This window comes from Mesorhizobium sp. WSM4846, from assembly GCF_055811415.1.
This window is the reverse complement of the sequence record NZ_JBVVPZ010000018.1, coordinates 23,972-38,862: the sequence shown is the minus strand read 5'-3', so window position 1 is coordinate 38,862 and position 14,891 is coordinate 23,972. Positions and strand designations below refer to the sequence as shown.

21 protein-coding genes are annotated in these 14,891 nt (G+C 63.9%); 8 read left to right on the top strand and 13 right to left on the bottom strand.

All coding sequences use genetic code 11. The features are described from left to right. Positions 1-70: 70 nt before the first annotated feature. Complete coding sequence (gcvA, locus tag AC0L15_RS16815; protein WP_473496617.1) at positions 71-979, bottom strand: transcriptional regulator GcvA; 909 nt, start codon at positions 977-979, stop codon at positions 71-73. Between the two features lie 214 nt (positions 980-1,193). Here gcvA and AC0L15_RS16810 point away from each other — a divergent pair, with 214 nt between their 5' ends. Beyond that, positions 1,194-1,379 carry a hypothetical protein gene (locus tag AC0L15_RS16810; protein WP_419695489.1) on the top strand — a complete coding sequence of 62 codons (186 nt, stop codon included), beginning with the start codon at positions 1,194-1,196 and terminating at the stop codon, positions 1,377-1,379. A gap of 21 nt (positions 1,380-1,400) precedes the next feature. Here AC0L15_RS16810 and AC0L15_RS16805 read toward each other — a convergent pair whose 3' ends face one another. Then, entirely contained in the window at positions 1,401-2,357 is a 957-nt protein-coding gene (locus tag AC0L15_RS16805) for a sugar-binding transcriptional regulator (protein ID WP_473496616.1), read from the bottom strand. Between the two features lie 236 nt (positions 2,358-2,593). Here AC0L15_RS16805 and AC0L15_RS16800 point away from each other — a divergent pair, with 236 nt between their 5' ends. Further along, positions 2,594-3,226, top strand: a complete 633-nt coding sequence (locus AC0L15_RS16800; RefSeq protein ID WP_473496615.1) for an HAD family hydrolase — start codon at positions 2,594-2,596, stop codon at positions 3,224-3,226. On the opposite strand, the gene AC0L15_RS16795 is transcribed toward AC0L15_RS16800, so the two are convergent. From AC0L15_RS16795 to ureC, 7 genes are all read right to left on the bottom strand, one after another. Next, the gene (locus AC0L15_RS16795) at positions 3,223-3,990 is read right to left on the bottom strand and encodes a class II aldolase and adducin N-terminal domain-containing protein (RefSeq protein WP_473496614.1); all 768 of its coding nucleotides are present in this window, start codon (positions 3,988-3,990) and stop codon (positions 3,223-3,225) included. The two genes, AC0L15_RS16800 and AC0L15_RS16795, sit on opposite strands and share 4 nt — an antisense overlap. Positions 3,991-4,074: 84 nt before the next feature. Continuing rightward, the gene (gene ureG / locus AC0L15_RS16790) at positions 4,075-4,716 is read right to left on the bottom strand and encodes an urease accessory protein UreG (RefSeq protein ID WP_287307763.1); all 642 of its coding nucleotides are present in this window, start codon (positions 4,714-4,716) and stop codon (positions 4,075-4,077) included. Continuing rightward, positions 4,713-5,153: a DUF3995 domain-containing protein gene (locus AC0L15_RS16785; protein ID WP_473496613.1), complete on the bottom strand. Its 441-nt coding sequence runs from the start codon at positions 5,151-5,153 to the stop codon at positions 4,713-4,715. The genes ureG and AC0L15_RS16785 overlap by 4 nt, the downstream gene beginning before the upstream one ends. Then, on the bottom strand, positions 5,150-5,821 hold the full coding sequence (locus tag AC0L15_RS16780; RefSeq protein WP_473496612.1) for an urease accessory protein UreF: 672 nt from the start codon (positions 5,819-5,821) through the stop codon (positions 5,150-5,152). The genes AC0L15_RS16785 and AC0L15_RS16780 overlap by 4 nt, the downstream gene beginning before the upstream one ends. Next, a complete protein-coding gene (locus AC0L15_RS16775) occupies positions 5,814-6,383 on the bottom strand; it encodes an urease accessory protein UreE (protein ID WP_473496611.1) in 570 nt (189 codons plus the stop codon). The genes AC0L15_RS16780 and AC0L15_RS16775 overlap by 8 nt, the downstream gene beginning before the upstream one ends. A 157-nt stretch (positions 6,384-6,540) precedes the next feature. Continuing rightward, the gene (locus AC0L15_RS16770) at positions 6,541-7,029 is read right to left on the bottom strand and encodes a DUF29 domain-containing protein (RefSeq protein WP_473496610.1); all 489 of its coding nucleotides are present in this window, start codon (positions 7,027-7,029) and stop codon (positions 6,541-6,543) included. Positions 7,030-7,134: 105 nt separating this feature from the next. Beyond that, positions 7,135-8,847, bottom strand: coding sequence for an urease subunit alpha (gene ureC / locus AC0L15_RS16765; RefSeq protein WP_473496609.1), 1,713 nt, complete (start codon positions 8,845-8,847; stop codon positions 7,135-7,137). Between the two features lie 191 nt (positions 8,848-9,038). Between ureC and AC0L15_RS16760 the strand changes: the two genes are divergently transcribed. Next, a complete protein-coding gene (locus AC0L15_RS16760; protein WP_473496608.1) occupies positions 9,039-9,422 on the top strand; it encodes a hypothetical protein in 384 nt (127 codons plus the stop codon). A gap of 126 nt (positions 9,423-9,548) precedes the next feature. Beyond that, positions 9,549-10,043, top strand: coding sequence for a hypothetical protein (locus tag AC0L15_RS16755; protein WP_473496607.1), 495 nt, complete (start codon positions 9,549-9,551; stop codon positions 10,041-10,043). A 26-nt stretch (positions 10,044-10,069) separates the two neighbouring features. Here AC0L15_RS16755 and AC0L15_RS16750 read toward each other — a convergent pair whose 3' ends face one another. The 4 genes from AC0L15_RS16750 to AC0L15_RS16735 all read right to left on the bottom strand — a co-directional run bounded on the left by AC0L15_RS16750 (position 10,070) and on the right by AC0L15_RS16735 (position 11,966). Then, complete coding sequence (locus AC0L15_RS16750) at positions 10,070-10,375, bottom strand: urease subunit beta (RefSeq protein ID WP_065011660.1); 306 nt, start codon at positions 10,373-10,375, stop codon at positions 10,070-10,072. A 120-nt stretch (positions 10,376-10,495) separates the two neighbouring features. Next, positions 10,496-10,753, bottom strand: a complete 258-nt coding sequence (locus tag AC0L15_RS16745) for a DUF1272 domain-containing protein (RefSeq protein WP_473496606.1) — start codon at positions 10,751-10,753, stop codon at positions 10,496-10,498. A gap of 25 nt (positions 10,754-10,778) precedes the next feature. Continuing rightward, positions 10,779-11,081: an urease subunit gamma gene (locus AC0L15_RS16740; protein WP_023801505.1), complete on the bottom strand. Its 303-nt coding sequence runs from the start codon at positions 11,079-11,081 to the stop codon at positions 10,779-10,781. Between the two features lie 42 nt (positions 11,082-11,123). Next, on the bottom strand, positions 11,124-11,966 hold the full coding sequence (locus AC0L15_RS16735) for an urease accessory protein UreD (RefSeq protein ID WP_473496605.1): 843 nt from the start codon (positions 11,964-11,966) through the stop codon (positions 11,124-11,126). Positions 11,967-12,171: 205 nt separating this feature from the next. Here AC0L15_RS16735 and AC0L15_RS16730 point away from each other — a divergent pair, with 205 nt between their 5' ends. From AC0L15_RS16730 to AC0L15_RS16715, 4 genes are all read left to right on the top strand, one after another. After that, positions 12,172-12,426: an acyl carrier protein gene (locus tag AC0L15_RS16730; protein ID WP_010912831.1), complete on the top strand. Its 255-nt coding sequence runs from the start codon at positions 12,172-12,174 to the stop codon at positions 12,424-12,426. A 4-nt stretch (positions 12,427-12,430) separates the two neighbouring features. Then, entirely contained in the window at positions 12,431-13,639 is a 1,209-nt protein-coding gene (locus tag AC0L15_RS16725; RefSeq protein WP_473496604.1) for a beta-ketoacyl-[acyl-carrier-protein] synthase family protein, read from the top strand. 80 nt (positions 13,640-13,719) lie between these two features. Beyond that, on the top strand, positions 13,720-14,424 hold the full coding sequence (locus AC0L15_RS16720) for a glutathione S-transferase family protein (protein ID WP_473496603.1): 705 nt from the start codon (positions 13,720-13,722) through the stop codon (positions 14,422-14,424). A 70-nt stretch (positions 14,425-14,494) separates the two neighbouring features. Continuing rightward, complete coding sequence (locus AC0L15_RS16715; protein WP_287319109.1) at positions 14,495-14,881, top strand: hypothetical protein; 387 nt, start codon at positions 14,495-14,497, stop codon at positions 14,879-14,881. Positions 14,882-14,891 lie beyond the last annotated feature (10 nt).

The window sequence follows — 14,891 nt, the reverse complement described above, 5'->3', positions numbered from 1 at the left end:
CTTGCTCCGGAGGATTAGGGCGCGCGAAAATGCCGAATTTCGGTGCTCGCTTGACCGGATGGATTATCGACTATTGGCCGGCGATCTCAGCCAGGATCCATTCGCGAAAAGCGCGGATCTTCGGCACGTTGCGCCGCGCCTGGGGATAGACCAGCCAATAGGCGTGGCCGTCGTCGCCGACCAGATCGAAAGGCTGGATCAGGCGGCCATCGGCAAGCTCGGCCTTGAAAAGAGCGGCCGTTACGATCGCCACGCCCTGCCCGGCGATCGCGGCGTTGGCCTCATAGGCCTGCGCACCCATGCTGGAGCCGGGGCGCTTGGCCAGTTCCTCGACCGGCAGGCCGGCGGCGATAAACCAGTCCCGCCACCAGATGTCGCCAGGGTCGAGGATCGGCAGGCGCAACAGATCGGCTGGCTCCTTCACCCCGCCGATGGTCGCCGCGAGTTTCGGGCTCAGCATCGGCGTGAAGTCCGCATTGAAAAGCTTGTGCACCTCCACGCCCGGCCAGTTTCCGCCGCCCGAACGGATGGCGATGTCGATGTCCTCGCGGGCAAAGTCGACGATGCGGTTCGATGTATCGAGACGCACCGCCAGCGACGGATGCGCGACCTGGAACGAACCGAGATGCTGCGCCAGCCAGTTCGAGGCAAAGGTCAGCAGCGTCGAGACACAAAGTACTCCGTCGGCGCCGCTGCGCGCCGCGGCATAGGCTCCGCCCAACAGGGCGAACGCCTCGCTGACCGCCGGCGCCATGCGTTGCCCGGCCTCGGTCAGCACGATCTGCTTTGGCCGGCGCAGGAACAAAGGCGCCCCGACGCGCTCCTCCAGAAGCTTGATCTGATAGCTCGCCGCCGCCTGCGTCATGCCGAGCTCGCCGGCGGCCTTGGTGAAGGAAAGATGCCGCGCCACCGCCTCGAACACCCGAATCGCCTGAAGCGGAGGGAGTTGGGAGACCTGCCGTGACTTCAGTTCAGGCATAAGCCCTCCTTATGGGCCGTGATCGACGTTTGATTGGCAGCAAGGCCCGATCCAGCCGATATTTGAGGTCGACGATCACTCTCGTCTACAGCGCCGCGCGTCCTTTTTGGACGCGCAAAGGACGCTGTAGCACTTTTGATTTTGCGCATGATCCTTTCCGAAAATCGATCTCGGTTTTCGGGGTCATGCGCAGAGATAACGAAGGCTGACGATCATGACCACGGTACAGGAAAAGCTATTTCTGACGCCAGGGCGAGGCTGGTTTTTGCGGCTGGCGCGGGGATTGGCACGGCACGGAGCCAGGAAACGGGCCTATCTCGACATCAGGGAATTGCCGCCGCATCTGCAGCGCGACATGGGTTTTCTTGACGGCAACGATCCTTGCGGCCGGCGCAAATAGCCTTGCTGGATTTATCGCAAATCAGCCGGCGGCCAGCAAGGCGGCGGCGGTCCGCTCGTCGGTGATGAGACCGTTGACCAGCCGCCGGTTAACAGCCGCAAGGATACCCGGCAGTTTCCGCTCGCCCATGGCGAGCGCTATCACCAGCGATTTTTCACGCGACGGCAACGATGCCGACGACACCCTGTCATTGGTGATGCCCTCGATCATCCGGCCTTCGCGATCGAACACCCAGCCGACGATCTCGGCGACGCCGCCGGCCTTTTGCAGCGCTTTCAACTCACTCTCCGAAATGAAGCCGTCCTCGTAAAGCGGCGCCTTGGGGCCGAGATCGCCGATGCCCACGAAGGTAACGTCGGCTTCCGCGGCAAGCGCCAGCGTCGGTTGGATCATCGGCTGGCTTAGCAGCATCTCGCGCTCCTGCGGCGAGGAGGCGATGACCGGCAGCGGCATCGGGAAGGACCGCGCCTTGACCCTGTCGGCCATGGTGAAGATGACGTTGTAGAAGGCGGCCGAACCGTCGGGCGAGATGTTGCCGGTCAGCGACACCACCTTGTGCTGCGGGCATTCCATCGGCGGCAGCTGCTCGATTGCCGCCTTCAGCGTGCGGCCGGTGCCGATCGCCATGACGATCGGCGTCGGCGAGCGCAGCCGCTTTTCGATCTCGGCGGCCGCCGCCACGGCGACGCCGATGGTGGAGGAGGAAGCAGGATCGCTCGGCACCACCTCGACCAGATCGAGGGCGAAACGCGATTTCAGCCGGGCCGCGAGGTCGAGGCAATTGGCGATCGGGTGGTCGACACGCACCTTGATCAGCCCTTCCGACACCGCAAGCGACACCAGCCGCTGCGCCGTCTGCCGTGAGATGCCGAGCATCGAGGCGATCTGGTCCTGCGTGTTGCCGGCGACATAATAGAGCCAGCCGGCGCGCGCCGCGTCGTCCAGCCTGTTGCTGCCGCTGTCCTGCCGGGAATTCAACTTGCTGCCTCCCTGCCCCCGAGCACCGAGCGGGAGCGCATTTAGTTCTACCGGGGAATGCGCTTGTAAGCAATTGCCTGTTGCCAGAGCAATTGCCTAGGTAAAGCTCCCGATGTGCCTGCGGTGTTTCGAGTGGGTGGTAATATCCAAGCAGATCCCACAATGTTGGTGCAGCCGGCGCGGCGGTTTATCTCCCGAGGCAAACCCTTTAAGGGATTCGGGCAAAGGAGCCTTGCATGACGCCGAAAGCGGTTTTCTGGGACATGGACGGCACGCTGGTTGACAGCGAGCCGTTGCACGAGGCGGCGCTGATAGCGGCGCTGCACAGCGTCGGCATCGCGGCGCCGGCCAACCTGCATGAGCGTGTGCTCGGCATCGCCGCATGGCCGGTCTACGAGATGCTGCGCGACGAGTTCGGCCTCGGCCTGGCCTTCGACGACTGGATCGTGCGCAAATACGACCACTATCTGCCGATGGCCGAGACGCTGAAGCCGCGCCCCGGCGCCATCGAGATCTACAACGAGCTGCGCGCGCTTGGCGTGGCGCAAGCGGTGGTGTCCAATTCCGACCGGCTGGTCGTCGACGCCAATCTGCGCATGGTCGGTCTTTTCTATCCCGGCATGAAGACGATCAGCCGCAACGACGTGCGCGAAGGCAAGCCGCACGCCGAACCGTTTCTGCGCGCCGCATGGCTGGCCGGTGTCGATCCAGCCGATGCCATGGCCGTCGAGGACAGCGTGACCGGCGCCACGGCAGGGCTGGCGGCGGGGATCAGGACGATCTTCTGGCCGGAAGCGCCCATGGCAGGGCCGCCCGGCGCGATCGTCATCGACAGCGCCGACGAATTGCGGGCGGAGCTGGGACTTTAGGCCCGGTAAACCGGCTCCTGCTCGTCGAGGATCGCCTTCAATTCGGACAGGTGCCGTTCGGCCTGACCGGGATAATCTTCCTGCTCCACTGCTGCCTTCTCGGCGATTTCGTCCGACAGGATCCGCAGCGGACGGCCGGTCCACAGCGCCTTGATGTAGGTCTCGGCGGCGCGTTCGAAATAGAACATGCGGTTGAAGGTGTCGGCGACGGTATCGCCGATGACCAGCACGCCATGGTTGCCCATGACCATCACCTTGACCTTCGGATCGGTGAGCAGCTGCGAGCAGCGTTCGCCCTCTTCCTCGAAGGCGAGCCCACCATAATGGCCGTCGACGACGTGGCGGTTGAAGAAGATCGCCGCGTTCTGGTCGATCGGCGGCAACGTCGAGTCGGCGAGCGAAGCGAGCACCGTGGCGTGGATCGAGTGCACATGCATGACGCAGCGCGCATGACGGACATTGCGATGGATGGCGCCATGCAGCCCCCATGCCGTCGGGTCGGGCGCATCCGGGCCGGAGAGCGTATCGGGATCGTTGGCGTCGATCAGCAGCAGGTCGCTCGCCTTGATGCGCGAGAAATGCACCTGGTTGGGATTCATCAGAAATTGCGAGCCGTCATCGTTGACCGCCAGCGAGAAATGATTGGCCACCGCTTCATGCATGTTGAGCCGCGCTGTCCAGCGGAAGGCGCAAGCCAGATCGACGCGTTCCTCGTAGAAGGGCAGGTTGGTCAGCATTTCCTTCTGCAGGCGGGCGATGCTCATGGAAACCTCCGTGAAAGAAGCGAGGATGCCGCGCGCCGCAGATGCGCGCAACCGGTTTCGTTTGGTGCAGGCGAGCGCCGTGCCTTACGCCGCCGTGCTTCTGGCGGCGTCGATGCGCAGCCCGCCATGCTCGACGATAAAATCGATCACCTCCTGCAGGCCCTTGCCGCGCGACAGATCGGTAAATCCGAACGGCCGCTTGCCGCGCATGCGGGCGGCATCGCTCTCCATGACATCGAGATTGACGTTCACATAGGGGGCGAGATCGCTCTTGTTGATGACCAGGAAATCGGATCGGGTGATCGCCGGGCCGCCCTTGCGCGGGATTTCTTCGCCCTGGCAGACCGAGATGACGTAGAGCGTCAGATCGGCGAGGTCCGGGGAAAACGTGGCGGCGAGGTTGTCGCCGCCCGATTCGATGAAGACGATGTCGAGATCCGGGAATTTCCTGGTCATCTCGGCGATCGCCTGCAGATTGATCGAGGCGTCCTCGCGGATGGCGGTGTGCGGGCAGCCGCCGGTCTCGACGCCGATGATGCGATCCTCGGGCAGCGCCTGAAGCCGGGCCAGCATCATGGCGTCTTCCTTGGTATAGATGTCATTGGTGACGACGGCGATCGAGAACTCGTCGCGCAGCGCCTTGCAGAGCTTTTCGGTGAGCGTCGTCTTGCCGGAGCCGACGGGGCCGCCGATGCCGACGCGAAGAGGACCATTGGCTTGTGTCATCCAGGGAACTCCATGATGGCTAACACTGCAAAGCCGAGCCCTACAACCAGGCAGAGCGGCGAATAATAGCTGACATCGAGCCGCGCGAAAGGCTGTTCGGGCGCCAGCCGGCGCCACCACGGCGTGAAGCCGGCAATGCCGCGCCCCAGGAAGACCAGCGCGATGAGCAGCGCTGTCGCGGCAAGCCCGGCCTTGGGAAAGGGCGTGGCAAACACGCCTTCGAGCGCCAGCGGCCACAGTGTCGCCAGGCCGAGGCAGGCGGCGACGGCGAAGCTGGCGAAGGGCGCCGGCATTTCGTCGACGCCGCGAAAGCCGACCACAGCGCGGGCGCAGGAGGCAGCGTCGCTGCCCGGCCAGATGCCGCCAATGCCCCAATAGACATGCAGGGTGGTGATCAGCAGCAGGACGAAGGAGAGCGCGAAGGCGAGGACGATCATGAGCGGAACAGCCGCGAATATTGCGTTTCGTGCTTCATCGCCATGACATCCGAGACAAACGCGCAGCCGCCGAGATCGTCCAGCGTCGAGCCGGCGGCGCGAGCGGCAGTTTCCAAGGCCAGCGGTTCGAAGCCGGCGAGCAGCGCCGTGGCGCCGGTCTGGCCGACGACGCCGAGCCGGATCGCGGCCTGGACGAGGTTGGAAAAGAAGCTCTGCAGGAAGGCCGACAGTGCATCGTGCAGGGCAATGGCGTTGCCACCGGCAGTTGCACCGACGGCAACGCAATAGGCGCACTCGGCCGGCAGACGGTCGAGCACCTGGCACGGCCAGGCCGATGCCGCCTTCAGGAAGGCGGCGCCCTGCAGCATGGTCTCGGCATGGCGCTCGCGCGAGCCGGCCAAGGCCTCGGCGAGGGCGGCGATTTCGGCGAGATCGCCGGCTTGGCGGGCGCGCCGCCAGCTTTCGGCAAACAGCACGGCATCGTTCCAGCCCGAGCCCATCTCGACCAGCGTCTCCAGCCATGCGGCGAGGTCTTTGCTGTCGGCGACCAGGCCGGCATGCACGGCTTGTTCGAGACCATGGCTGTAGGAAAAACCGCCGACCGGGAAGGCAGGCGACAGCCACGCCATCAGCCGCAACAAAGCGACGTTGGAAGGCTGGTCAGTCATGGTCGTGCGAATGGCTGTGGGTATGCGATTCGCCATGGGTATGGGAATGCGACCCGCTGTGCGCATGCGCCTCGGCATGGGCATGACCGTGACTGTGCCCAGAATAGGCGCCGCGCAGCGGCTTGAACGGCTCGGAGACGTCGCTCACCGTGGCGCCCAGGCCTTCCAGCATCGCCTTGATAACGTGATCGCGCAGGATGAGGATGCGGTTAGCCTCGATGGCGGCGGCAAGATGGCGGTTGCCGATATGCCAGGCAAGCTCGGCCAGATGGACAGGGCCGCTGGCACGGATATCGTAGAGCGGTTCCTCGGCCGCGACGATCTCGATATGACGGCCATCCTCCAGCACCAGGCGGTCGCCATCGTTCAAGGCCACCGGCTCGGGCAGGTCGACCAGCACTCTATCGCTACGGGCAGTTTCGATGGCGCGGCGGCGCAGATGCCGCTCGTCATGGGCAAGCACCGCACGATCGTAGGGCGCGACCGCTCCTGCCTCGCCGGCGCTCAGAACCGAGACGGCACGCGGGAATTTGGTGAAATCGGTGCGGATGTCGAGCTTCATGTAAAACTGCCTTTCCCAACAAGCGTAGCCTATCGCATCCGCCGCCCCAATGCTGCTCAAACGATCGTGTCGAAGAGCCGCAGGATGAACGATATCTGGTAGACGAGGGCGGCGGCGACGAAGGTGGTGTGAAAGCGGCGGTCGCTGAAGGACCCAGCTAATCCCGCAGGAAATCGCCCATCGAGAGTGGATTGCCCGGCCAAAATCGTTCATCGAGCGCCTGCTTGCATGTGAACGGAGGTTCGCCTGGAAAGTGAGATTTCCTGAGACCCGTTTCCCTGACCGCGACAAGCAAAGCGTCTTTATATGCCTCGTCGAAAATCTGAACGGGATATCGGCGAAGACTCGGGCTGTCCTTGATGATGTTTCCGATCCAGATGCGCTGTTCGGAAATTGACGACTGCCAACTATGACTTCGATGGCCGGGTTGGAATTCCCATTTCAGGAGATGTGCAAGCAGCACCTCCATCCGACTGCGAATCTCTCGTTTGTCACGTCTCCCCAAGCTCTCGATCTCCTCGGCAAGATTCTCACGATCGAGGTCGGAGAAACGAGCTTCGCGCAACAATGCGCCTTGCTCGGCGCACCACTGGACGTAGTCCGCTTCGTAGGGAGTGAGGGCCCTGAGACGATCAATCCTGTTCATGAGGCCCATCATGCCGCAATTTCGAGACAATCGCAAAACGGCACGAGAGAGCCTTGGACAACTGAGCACCGAATTTGACCTCAGCCGCCAAGGCGACGGTAGGGATCAAAACAAAAAGTACCGCTGCGCCATCGGCAGCACGGTGGCCGGTTCGCAGGTGAGCAATTCGCCGTCGGCGCGCACCTCGTAGGTTTCGGGATCGACCTCGACATGCGGGGTGGCGTCGTTGAGCACCATCGAATGCTTGCCGATGCCGCCGCGGGTGTTGTCGACGGCGACCATCTGCTTGTCGACGCCGAGACTGTCGCGCAGGCCCGCATCGAGCGCCGCCCTGGAAACGAAGGTCACCGACGAATTGGTCATCGCCTTGCCATAGGCGCCGAACATCGGCCGGTAGTGCATCGGCTGCGGCGTCGGGATCGAGGCGTTGGGATCGCCCATCGGGGCGGCGGCGATCATGCCGCCAACCAGCACCATGTCCGGCTTGACGCCGAAGAAGGCCGGGTTCCACAGCACCAGGTCGGCGCGCTTGCCGACCGCCACCGAGCCGATCTCGTTCGACAGGCCGTGGGCGATGGCCGGGTTGATCGTGTATTTGGCGATGTAGCGGCGGACGCGGAAATTGTCGTTGTCGCCGGTCTCCTGCGGCAGCGAACCGCGCTGGCGCTTCATCTTGTCGGCGGTCTGCCAGGTGCGGATCGCCACCTCGCCGACGCGGCCCATCGCCTGGCTGTCCGACGAGATGATCGAGAAGGCGCCGATGTCGTGCAAAATGTCTTCGGCGGCGATGGTCTCCTTGCGGATGCGGCTTTCGGCAAAGGCGATGTCTTCGGGGATCGACGGCGACAGATGATGGCAGACCATCAGCATGTCGAGATGCTCGGCCAGCGTGTTGACGGTGTATGGCCGGGTCGGATTGGTCGACGACGGGATGACGTTGGGCAGGCCGCAAACCTTGATGATGTCGGGCGCATGGCCGCCGCCGGCGCCTTCGGTGTGGAAGGCGTGGATGGTGCGGCCCTTGATCGCCGCCACCGTGTTCTCGACAAAGCCGGACTCGTTCAGCGTGTCGGTGTGGATCATCACCTGCACGTCATAGTTGTCGGCGACCGACAGGCAGCAGTCGATTGCCGCTGGCGTCGTGCCCCAGTCCTCGTGCAACTTAAGCGAGCAGGCACCGCCCAGCACCATTTCTTCAAGCGCGGCCGGCAACGACGCGTTGCCCTTGCCCGACAGGCCGATATTCATCGGGAAGGCGTCGAAGGACTGGATCATGCGCGCCAGATGCCACGGGCCGGGCGTGCAGGTCGTCGCCAGCGTGCCATGCGCCGGTCCTGTGCCGCCGCCGAGCATGGTTGTGATGCCTGACATCAGCGCTTCCTCGATCTGCTGCGGGCAGATGAAATGGATATGCGCGTCGAAGCCGCCGGCGGTGAGGATCTTGCCTTCGCCGGCGATGATTTCGGTGCCGGGGCCGATGATGATGGTGACGCCGTCTTGCATGTCGGGATTGCCGGCCTTGCCGATCGCGGCGATGCGGCCATCCCTGAGGCCGATATCGGCCTTGAAGATGCCGCCTGAGGCATCGACGACCAGCGCATTGGTGATCACGGTGTCGACCGCGCCTTGGGCGCGGGACACCTGGCTCTGGCCCATGCCGTCGCGGATGACCTTGCCGCCGCCGAATTTCACCTCTTCGCCATGCAGCGTAAAATCCTTCTCGACCTCGATGAACAGCTCGGTATCGGCGAGCCGCACCTTGTCGCCGACGGTGGGGCCGTACATCTGCGCATAGGCGGCGCGGGTGATTCTAGCCATCAGCAATTGCTCCCGAAATACGGCCCGAAATACAGCCCCAAGATACAGCCGGTCGAAGCCCGGCCCCACATTGTCGCCATCCTATGGTCACGCAATGACCCGCTGGGCGACACCTTCCGATCCCATTTAACGTTTGAGGTGGCAAGGTCACCCCAAAACGACCGTTTGCCAATCGATGGAAAGGAAGATCCATGCGCAAAACGATATCTCTCGCAGCAGCCGCCACCCTCCTGCTCGCGACCGCTGCCAGCGCCCAGCAACAGCCTGCTCCGCAACCCGGCGAGCCGCCGGCTTCGCCCGCTCCCGCGGCGCCTGGCACCCAGCCGGCTGCGCCGGCGATCCAGACCGTCAACGTCGTCGACATCGAGGAACTGCCCAAGGAAACGCAGACGAAGGTCAACGAAGTGATCGCCAAGCGCGGCGAGGACGGCCTGCAGAAATTGCGCAGCTCGATCGACGCGACCCCCCAAGTCAAATCCGCGCTCGAAGCCAAGGGACTGACCTCGGCGCAAGTGATCGCCGCCAGCATGGACGCCAACGGCTCGCTGACCTTGATCACCAAGAAGGCGAGCTGACGACACGCAGTGGCGGGCCGGCACGAGGCCGGCCTGCCGCATCGGGGAGGGAACCTTCGCAGGGCGGAATACGTTTCGACTTTTTGGCCTAGAACCGAGTCTCGAAAGAGGCTTTGAGAGCGAGCGATGGCGATCACCACCTTCCCCGACACCCGATGGCTGCATATGATTGCCGCAACTGCGTTTCTTGCGGTGAGCGCTCCCCAGGCCGGGCTGAATGCGCAGGGCCTTGAAGGCCCTGAGACCGTGAACAAGATCATCGGCTCGGAGGTCGGCCAGGAAGAGACCAACACGGCTGTCGAGGCCGGCAAAGTCACTACCGCGATCGACCGGACGCGTGAAAACATCGGCGCGGTGCGCAAGACATCCAAGCTCGACAAGGTCGATATCGTGTTCCTTACCGACGCCGCGCGCACGGAAGGCGGGCTGCCGCCGGCGATCGAAAGCAAGGTCGAGCAGCATCAGGAGGAGATTGCGGAACTGCGCGACGAGATCGAGGCGAACGCATTGCTGTTCAACGCCATCGACTCTCGACGCGTGCAGACCGAAGACGTTCTCGCCGTCGAATTCAACGATCCTGGCAAGGTCGTCATCTACGCGGCGGCCAAGCCGCCCGGCTGAGCCGAAACCGCTCGACGCTACTGATCTCACAGTGCGCCCATGATCTTCTGCTGAAACCCGTAGACCTCCCGCTTGCCGCCGAGCGGCACCAAGGTGACGTCGCGCTCCTGGCCGGGCTCGAAGCGCATTGCCGTGCCGGCGGCGATGTCGAGGCGCATGCCGCGCGCCTTGTCGCGATCGAATTTCAGCCCCTCATTGGTCTCGAAGAAATGATAGTGGCTGCCGACCTGGATCGGCCGGTCGCCGCTGTTGGCCACTTTCATGGTGACGGTCGGCTGGCCCTTGTTGAGTTCGATCTCGCCGCCTGCCGTGATGATTTCGCCCGGGATCATCGCCAACCTCACAAAGCGCCGAAGCCGAGGCCGGAGGCGAGCAGCAGGATCGCCGAGAGGGACGTGCGTTTGATCGTTGCGGGGACCATCGATATGCCTTTCACTGTCAGGATCGTGCCGTCACGCGGCGTTGCGGGCCGGGCCGCAGCCTTCGGCCTTGAGGACGCGCTTTGTCGAGGCGGGATATTTGTCCAGCATCGCTGCCGGCCGGATCGGGCGCGCTGAAAAATTGCCGGCGCAATTCGGGCAGACGCCGCCCAGCACATTTGCCGCGCAATCGGCGCAGAAGGTGCACTCGAAGGTGCAGATCAGCGCATCCGTCGCCTCAGGCGGCAGGTCCTTGTCGCAGCATTCGCAGTTGGGGCGCAGCTCAAGCATTTTTCTCACCTCACCTTGTCGGCACTCACCTTATCGGCTCGTGCACGGTCACCAGCTTGGTGCCGTCGGGAAACGTCGCCTCGACCTGGACGTCGTGGATCATCTCGGCGATGCCCTCCATCACCTGCGCGCGGGTGACGACGTGGGCGCCGGCCTCCATCAGCTCGGCGACCTGGCGGCCGTCGCGGGCGCCCTCGACGACGAAGTCGGTGATCAGCGCGATCGCCTCCGGATGATTGAGCTTGACGCCGCGTTCGAGCCGCTTGCGCGCCACGATCGCTGCCATCGCGATGAGCAGCTTGTCCTTTTCCCTTGGCGTCAGGTTCATGCGTTTCCCCGCAATAGCATAGTCAGAATGGCGTAATCGGAATCAGAGTGACCATAATTTGGGCAGACCCGCCCGTCCGTTGAGCAATTCGACGAGCGGAACCAGCCGCTTGCGGAGCTGGTAGCCGTCCTCGGCAAACAGCCTCGCAAGAAGCTTGCCAGATTTCTTCACGCTCCAGACGCTGGCGTCGCCCTGGCCGCCGATGATGTCCCGGGCCGGATCGAGCAAAGCCTCGACCCGCGGCGAGATCATCAGCACCGTCGCCATGGCGATGGCGCCACCGGCCACGGCCGAACCGCCCAGAATGGCGGCAATGTCCGGCCCGATGCGGAAATCCTCGGCATGAACCAGCGCTCCGTCCTGGCTGACGCGCCAGCGGTCGTGGAAATTGCCGTGCGCCGCGCGTTCGCCCATGGCGAGGCGGCCGAACACGGTCGCCTCGAGCACCAGCGCCTCGGCACCGGCAGCAAGCTCCAGGTCGAGCCTGCGGGCAAAAGCCGATCGATCAAAGACGATGGTCTCCTGCGGCAGCCAGGCGATGCGGCCGCCGGCGCCGACGGTCAGCTTCACCCGCACCTCGGCGCGATCGGACGCGGCGCGGTAGACCTTCTCGCAGGCCTGGGTGGTGATGGTGGCGCAGGCGCCGGCGCCGACATCGACCTCCCAGCCGAGGCGGTCGCCGCCGGTCAGCCCGCCGGCGGTGTTGATCAGGACGGCTTCAAGCGGATCGGCCGAGACGGCCGGCATGCGGATCTTGGCGGAACCATCCTGATAAAGCCGCCGAAGACGCGTGCGGCCGCCATTCCTGTCACAGCCGAGACGCGCCGTTCCGGCGACGCGCTGCGCCGGCGGCACAAAGGTCAGGCCATGTTCGATCATATCCATGGTGCCAACGATAACCACAGCGCCGGCTTTGTCGACATATAAGCTTGTTGCTTGACAACGTTTCGGTTTCTATAGAGGAGCCGTCTTGGTACGGTCACACAGCGCTTGGCGGGGATAAAAGGCGACGGTGACTATCTGGACCTGGGGAAAAACAGGCGCCGAGCAGTTGGCGTCGGGAAACGACAAGGGTTGGGGAAGGAACCGAATGGCTGACCAGCTGGCAACGGACATCATCGAGAAGATCAAAGCTCATGCCGAGCCGGGTGGCGAAGAAATCACCACCAGCACCGAACTGACCTCACTTGGCATCCATTCGCTGGAACTGACGGAGATCATCTTCGACCTCGAGGAACAGTATGGCATCGAGATCGAGATGAACACGGTCGATGCCTGGAGCAATCTGAAGAACGTCGGCGACATGGTCGAGGCGGTTCGCGCGCTGATCGCGAAAAAAGCCTGACTGAATGCACAAGCGCGTCGTCATTACCGGCATCGGCGGCCTGTGCGGGCTCGGCACCAATGTGCCGGCGATCTGGGACGAGATGCGCGCCGGCCGCTCGGCCATTGGCCCGATCGTCAATTCGGAGCTGCATGACCTGAAAATCAGGGTCGGCTGCGAAATCAGGACGCTTCCCGAGCACGGCATCGACCGCAAGCAGGCCGTGTCGATGGACCGCTTCAGCCTTTTGGCGACCATCGCCGCGCGCGAGGCCGCGCAACAAGCCGGGCTAAGCCTGCACGCGGCCAACACCTACCGGATGGGCTCCATCGTCGGCGTCGGCGTCTGCGGCTGGGAGGCGATCGAAGAGAGCTATCGCGCCATTCTGCTCGAAGGCAAGAACCGCACCGGCATCTTCACCGTGCCGAAAGTGATGCCGGGCGCTGCGGCCGGCCATGTCAGCATGAACCTCGGCCTGCGCGGGCCGGTCTTCGGCATCACCTCGGCCTGCTCCTCGTCCAACCACGCCATTGCCTCGGCGGTCGACCAGATCAGGCTTGGCCGCGCCGATGTCATGCTCGCCGGCGGCACCGATGCGCCGCTGGTCTGGGGCATCCTGAAAGGCTGGGAGGCGCTGCGGGTGCTGGCGCCCGACACCTGCCGGCCGTTTTCGGCCGATCGCCAGGGCCTGGTGCTCGGCGAAGGCGCCGGCATGGTCGTGCTGGAAACCTACGAGCATGCCATGGCGCGCGGCGCCACTATACTCGCCGAAATTGCCGGCGCCGGGCTTTCCGGCGATGCCTCCGACATCGTGGCGCCGACCATCGAAGGGCCGGAGGCGGCGATACGCTTCTGCCTCGTCGATGCCAGGCTCAACCCGGAAGACATCGACTACATCAATGCGCATGGCACCGGCACCAAGGCCAACGACCAGATCGAAACGGCGGCGATCAAGCGCGTCTTCGGCGATCATGCGCACAGGCTTTCAATCTCCTCGACCAAATCGATGCATGCCCACTGCCTCGGCGCGTCGGGCGCGCTGGAGCTGATCGCCTGCGTGATGGCGATCCGCGAAGGCATCGTGCCGCCGACGGCTAATTTTCGCGAAACCGACGCCGATTGCGATCTCGACATCACGCCGAATGTGGCGCGCGAGCGCAAGGTGCGCGCGGCGATCAGCAACGGCTTCGCCTTCGGCGGCACCAATGCGGTGCTGGCGTTCAAGGCGGTCTGACCGCAATCGGTTGCCCACCTACCGCGAGACTTCTTTGCCACGCGATGCCGCGCGAAAAAAAATCACGCCCAGGAGTTTCGATGACCGACCTGTCCGCCTTTCCGATCGCCACGCGCTGGCCGGCCAGCCATCCCGACCGCATCCAGCTCTATTCGTTCCCGACGCCGAACGGAGTGAAAGTGTCGATCGCGCTGGAGGAACTCGGCCTGCCCTACGAGGCGCATGCGGTGAACATCGGCAAGGACGAAAGCTGGACGCCGGAATTCCTGTCGCTGAACCCGAACGGCAAGATCCCGGCGATGATCGATCCGGACGGCCCGGGCGGCAAGCCGATCGGGCTGTTCGAATCCGGCGCCATCCTGCTCTACCTCACCGACAAGACCGGCAGGCTGATCCCGGCCGACCCGGCGCGGCGTTACGAAACGATCCAGTGGGTGTTCTTCCAGATGGCCTCGATCGGGCCGATGTTCGGGCAGGTCGGCTTCTTCCACAAATTCGCCGGACGCGAGATCGCCGACAAACGGCCGCTGGCGCGCTATCGCGACGAATCGCGGCGGCTGATCGGTGTGCTCGAGACGAGGCTGACGGGCCGCAGCTGGATCATGGACGACGATTACACCATCGCCGATATCTCGATGCTGGGCTGGGTGCGCAATTTGATCGGTTTTTACGAGGCAAGGGAACTTGTCGGCTTCGACGATTTTTCCCATGTCGCGGCATGGCTGGAGCGCGGCCTTGCCCGGCCGGCGGTGCAACGGGGTCTTATTATCCCCGCCCGGCGTTAGCTCAAATCGGCGGCTGGTGCCGCGAACCGATTACTTTGTCTTGGCTTTGGGTTTTGAGCCACCCTTGCCCATGACGGAAGCGGCAAGCGATGCAGCGCCCCTGGCGGTGGCGACAACCGCGCCGGCCGCGACATTGGCCGTCGTCTTGACCGTGCGCATTGCGCTGTCTGCCATCGAGCCACCGCTTGCCGATTTCCTCGGCTTGGTCGGTTTTGCCGTGGCCTTGGCTGCGGTCGGTGTCACTTTCTTCGGTGCTGCCTTGCCGAAACTGGGTTTTGCATCCTTGGAGCGGGCGGCAACGGCCGGGCCAGCACCGGTCTTGGATTCAGTTGCCTTTGATCCAGTTGCCCTGGATCGAGTTACCCTGCCCTTGCCGGGCGCAGGCTTTCTTGCCTTGGTTGCCATCGGAGTAGCCATCGGACAGTTTTCCTCATGTCAGCATCATTGCCGTATCTGAGACAACGGCC

What these genes read in the sequence shown, in the direction of transcription:
- AC0L15_RS16720 (WP_473496603.1), top strand. Translation starts at nt 13,720, where the DNA reads ATGACCGACCTGTCCGCCTTTCCGATCGCCACGCGCTGGCCGGCCAGC.
- AC0L15_RS16810 (WP_419695489.1), top strand. Translation starts at nt 1,194, where the DNA reads ATGACCACGGTACAGGAAAAGCTATTTCTGACGCCAGGGCGAGGCTGG.
- AC0L15_RS16730 (WP_010912831.1), top strand. Translation starts at nt 12,172, where the DNA reads ATGGCTGACCAGCTGGCAACGGACATCATCGAGAAGATCAAAGCTCAT.
- gcvA (WP_473496617.1), bottom strand. Translation starts at nt 979, where the DNA reads ATGCCTGAACTGAAGTCACGGCAGGTCTCCCAACTCCCTCCGCTTCAG.
- AC0L15_RS16800 (WP_473496615.1), top strand. Translation starts at nt 2,594, where the DNA reads ATGACGCCGAAAGCGGTTTTCTGGGACATGGACGGCACGCTGGTTGAC.
- AC0L15_RS16745 (WP_473496606.1), bottom strand. Translation starts at nt 10,753, where the DNA reads ATGCTTGAGCTGCGCCCCAACTGCGAATGCTGCGACAAGGACCTGCCG.
- ureC (WP_473496609.1), bottom strand. Translation starts at nt 8,847, where the DNA reads ATGGCTAGAATCACCCGCGCCGCCTATGCGCAGATGTACGGCCCCACC.
- AC0L15_RS16750 (WP_065011660.1), bottom strand. Translation starts at nt 10,375, where the DNA reads ATGATCCCGGGCGAAATCATCACGGCAGGCGGCGAGATCGAACTCAAC.
- AC0L15_RS16760 (WP_473496608.1), top strand. Translation starts at nt 9,039, where the DNA reads ATGCGCAAAACGATATCTCTCGCAGCAGCCGCCACCCTCCTGCTCGCG.
- AC0L15_RS16770 (WP_473496610.1), bottom strand. Translation starts at nt 7,029, where the DNA reads ATGAACAGGATTGATCGTCTCAGGGCCCTCACTCCCTACGAAGCGGAC.
- AC0L15_RS16755 (WP_473496607.1), top strand. Translation starts at nt 9,549, where the DNA reads ATGGCGATCACCACCTTCCCCGACACCCGATGGCTGCATATGATTGCC.
- AC0L15_RS16715 (WP_287319109.1), top strand. Translation starts at nt 14,495, where the DNA reads ATGACGGAAGCGGCAAGCGATGCAGCGCCCCTGGCGGTGGCGACAACC.
- AC0L15_RS16735 (WP_473496605.1), bottom strand. Translation starts at nt 11,966, where the DNA reads ATGGATATGATCGAACATGGCCTGACCTTTGTGCCGCCGGCGCAGCGC.
- AC0L15_RS16780 (WP_473496612.1), bottom strand. Translation starts at nt 5,821, where the DNA reads ATGACTGACCAGCCTTCCAACGTCGCTTTGTTGCGGCTGATGGCGTGG.
- AC0L15_RS16775 (WP_473496611.1), bottom strand. Translation starts at nt 6,383, where the DNA reads ATGAAGCTCGACATCCGCACCGATTTCACCAAATTCCCGCGTGCCGTC.
- AC0L15_RS16795 (WP_473496614.1), bottom strand. Translation starts at nt 3,990, where the DNA reads ATGAGCATCGCCCGCCTGCAGAAGGAAATGCTGACCAACCTGCCCTTC.
- AC0L15_RS16740 (WP_023801505.1), bottom strand. Translation starts at nt 11,081, where the DNA reads ATGAACCTGACGCCAAGGGAAAAGGACAAGCTGCTCATCGCGATGGCA.
- AC0L15_RS16785 (WP_473496613.1), bottom strand. Translation starts at nt 5,153, where the DNA reads ATGATCGTCCTCGCCTTCGCGCTCTCCTTCGTCCTGCTGCTGATCACC.
- AC0L15_RS16725 (WP_473496604.1), top strand. Translation starts at nt 12,431, where the DNA reads ATGCACAAGCGCGTCGTCATTACCGGCATCGGCGGCCTGTGCGGGCTC.
- ureG (WP_287307763.1), bottom strand. Translation starts at nt 4,716, where the DNA reads ATGACACAAGCCAATGGTCCTCTTCGCGTCGGCATCGGCGGCCCCGTC.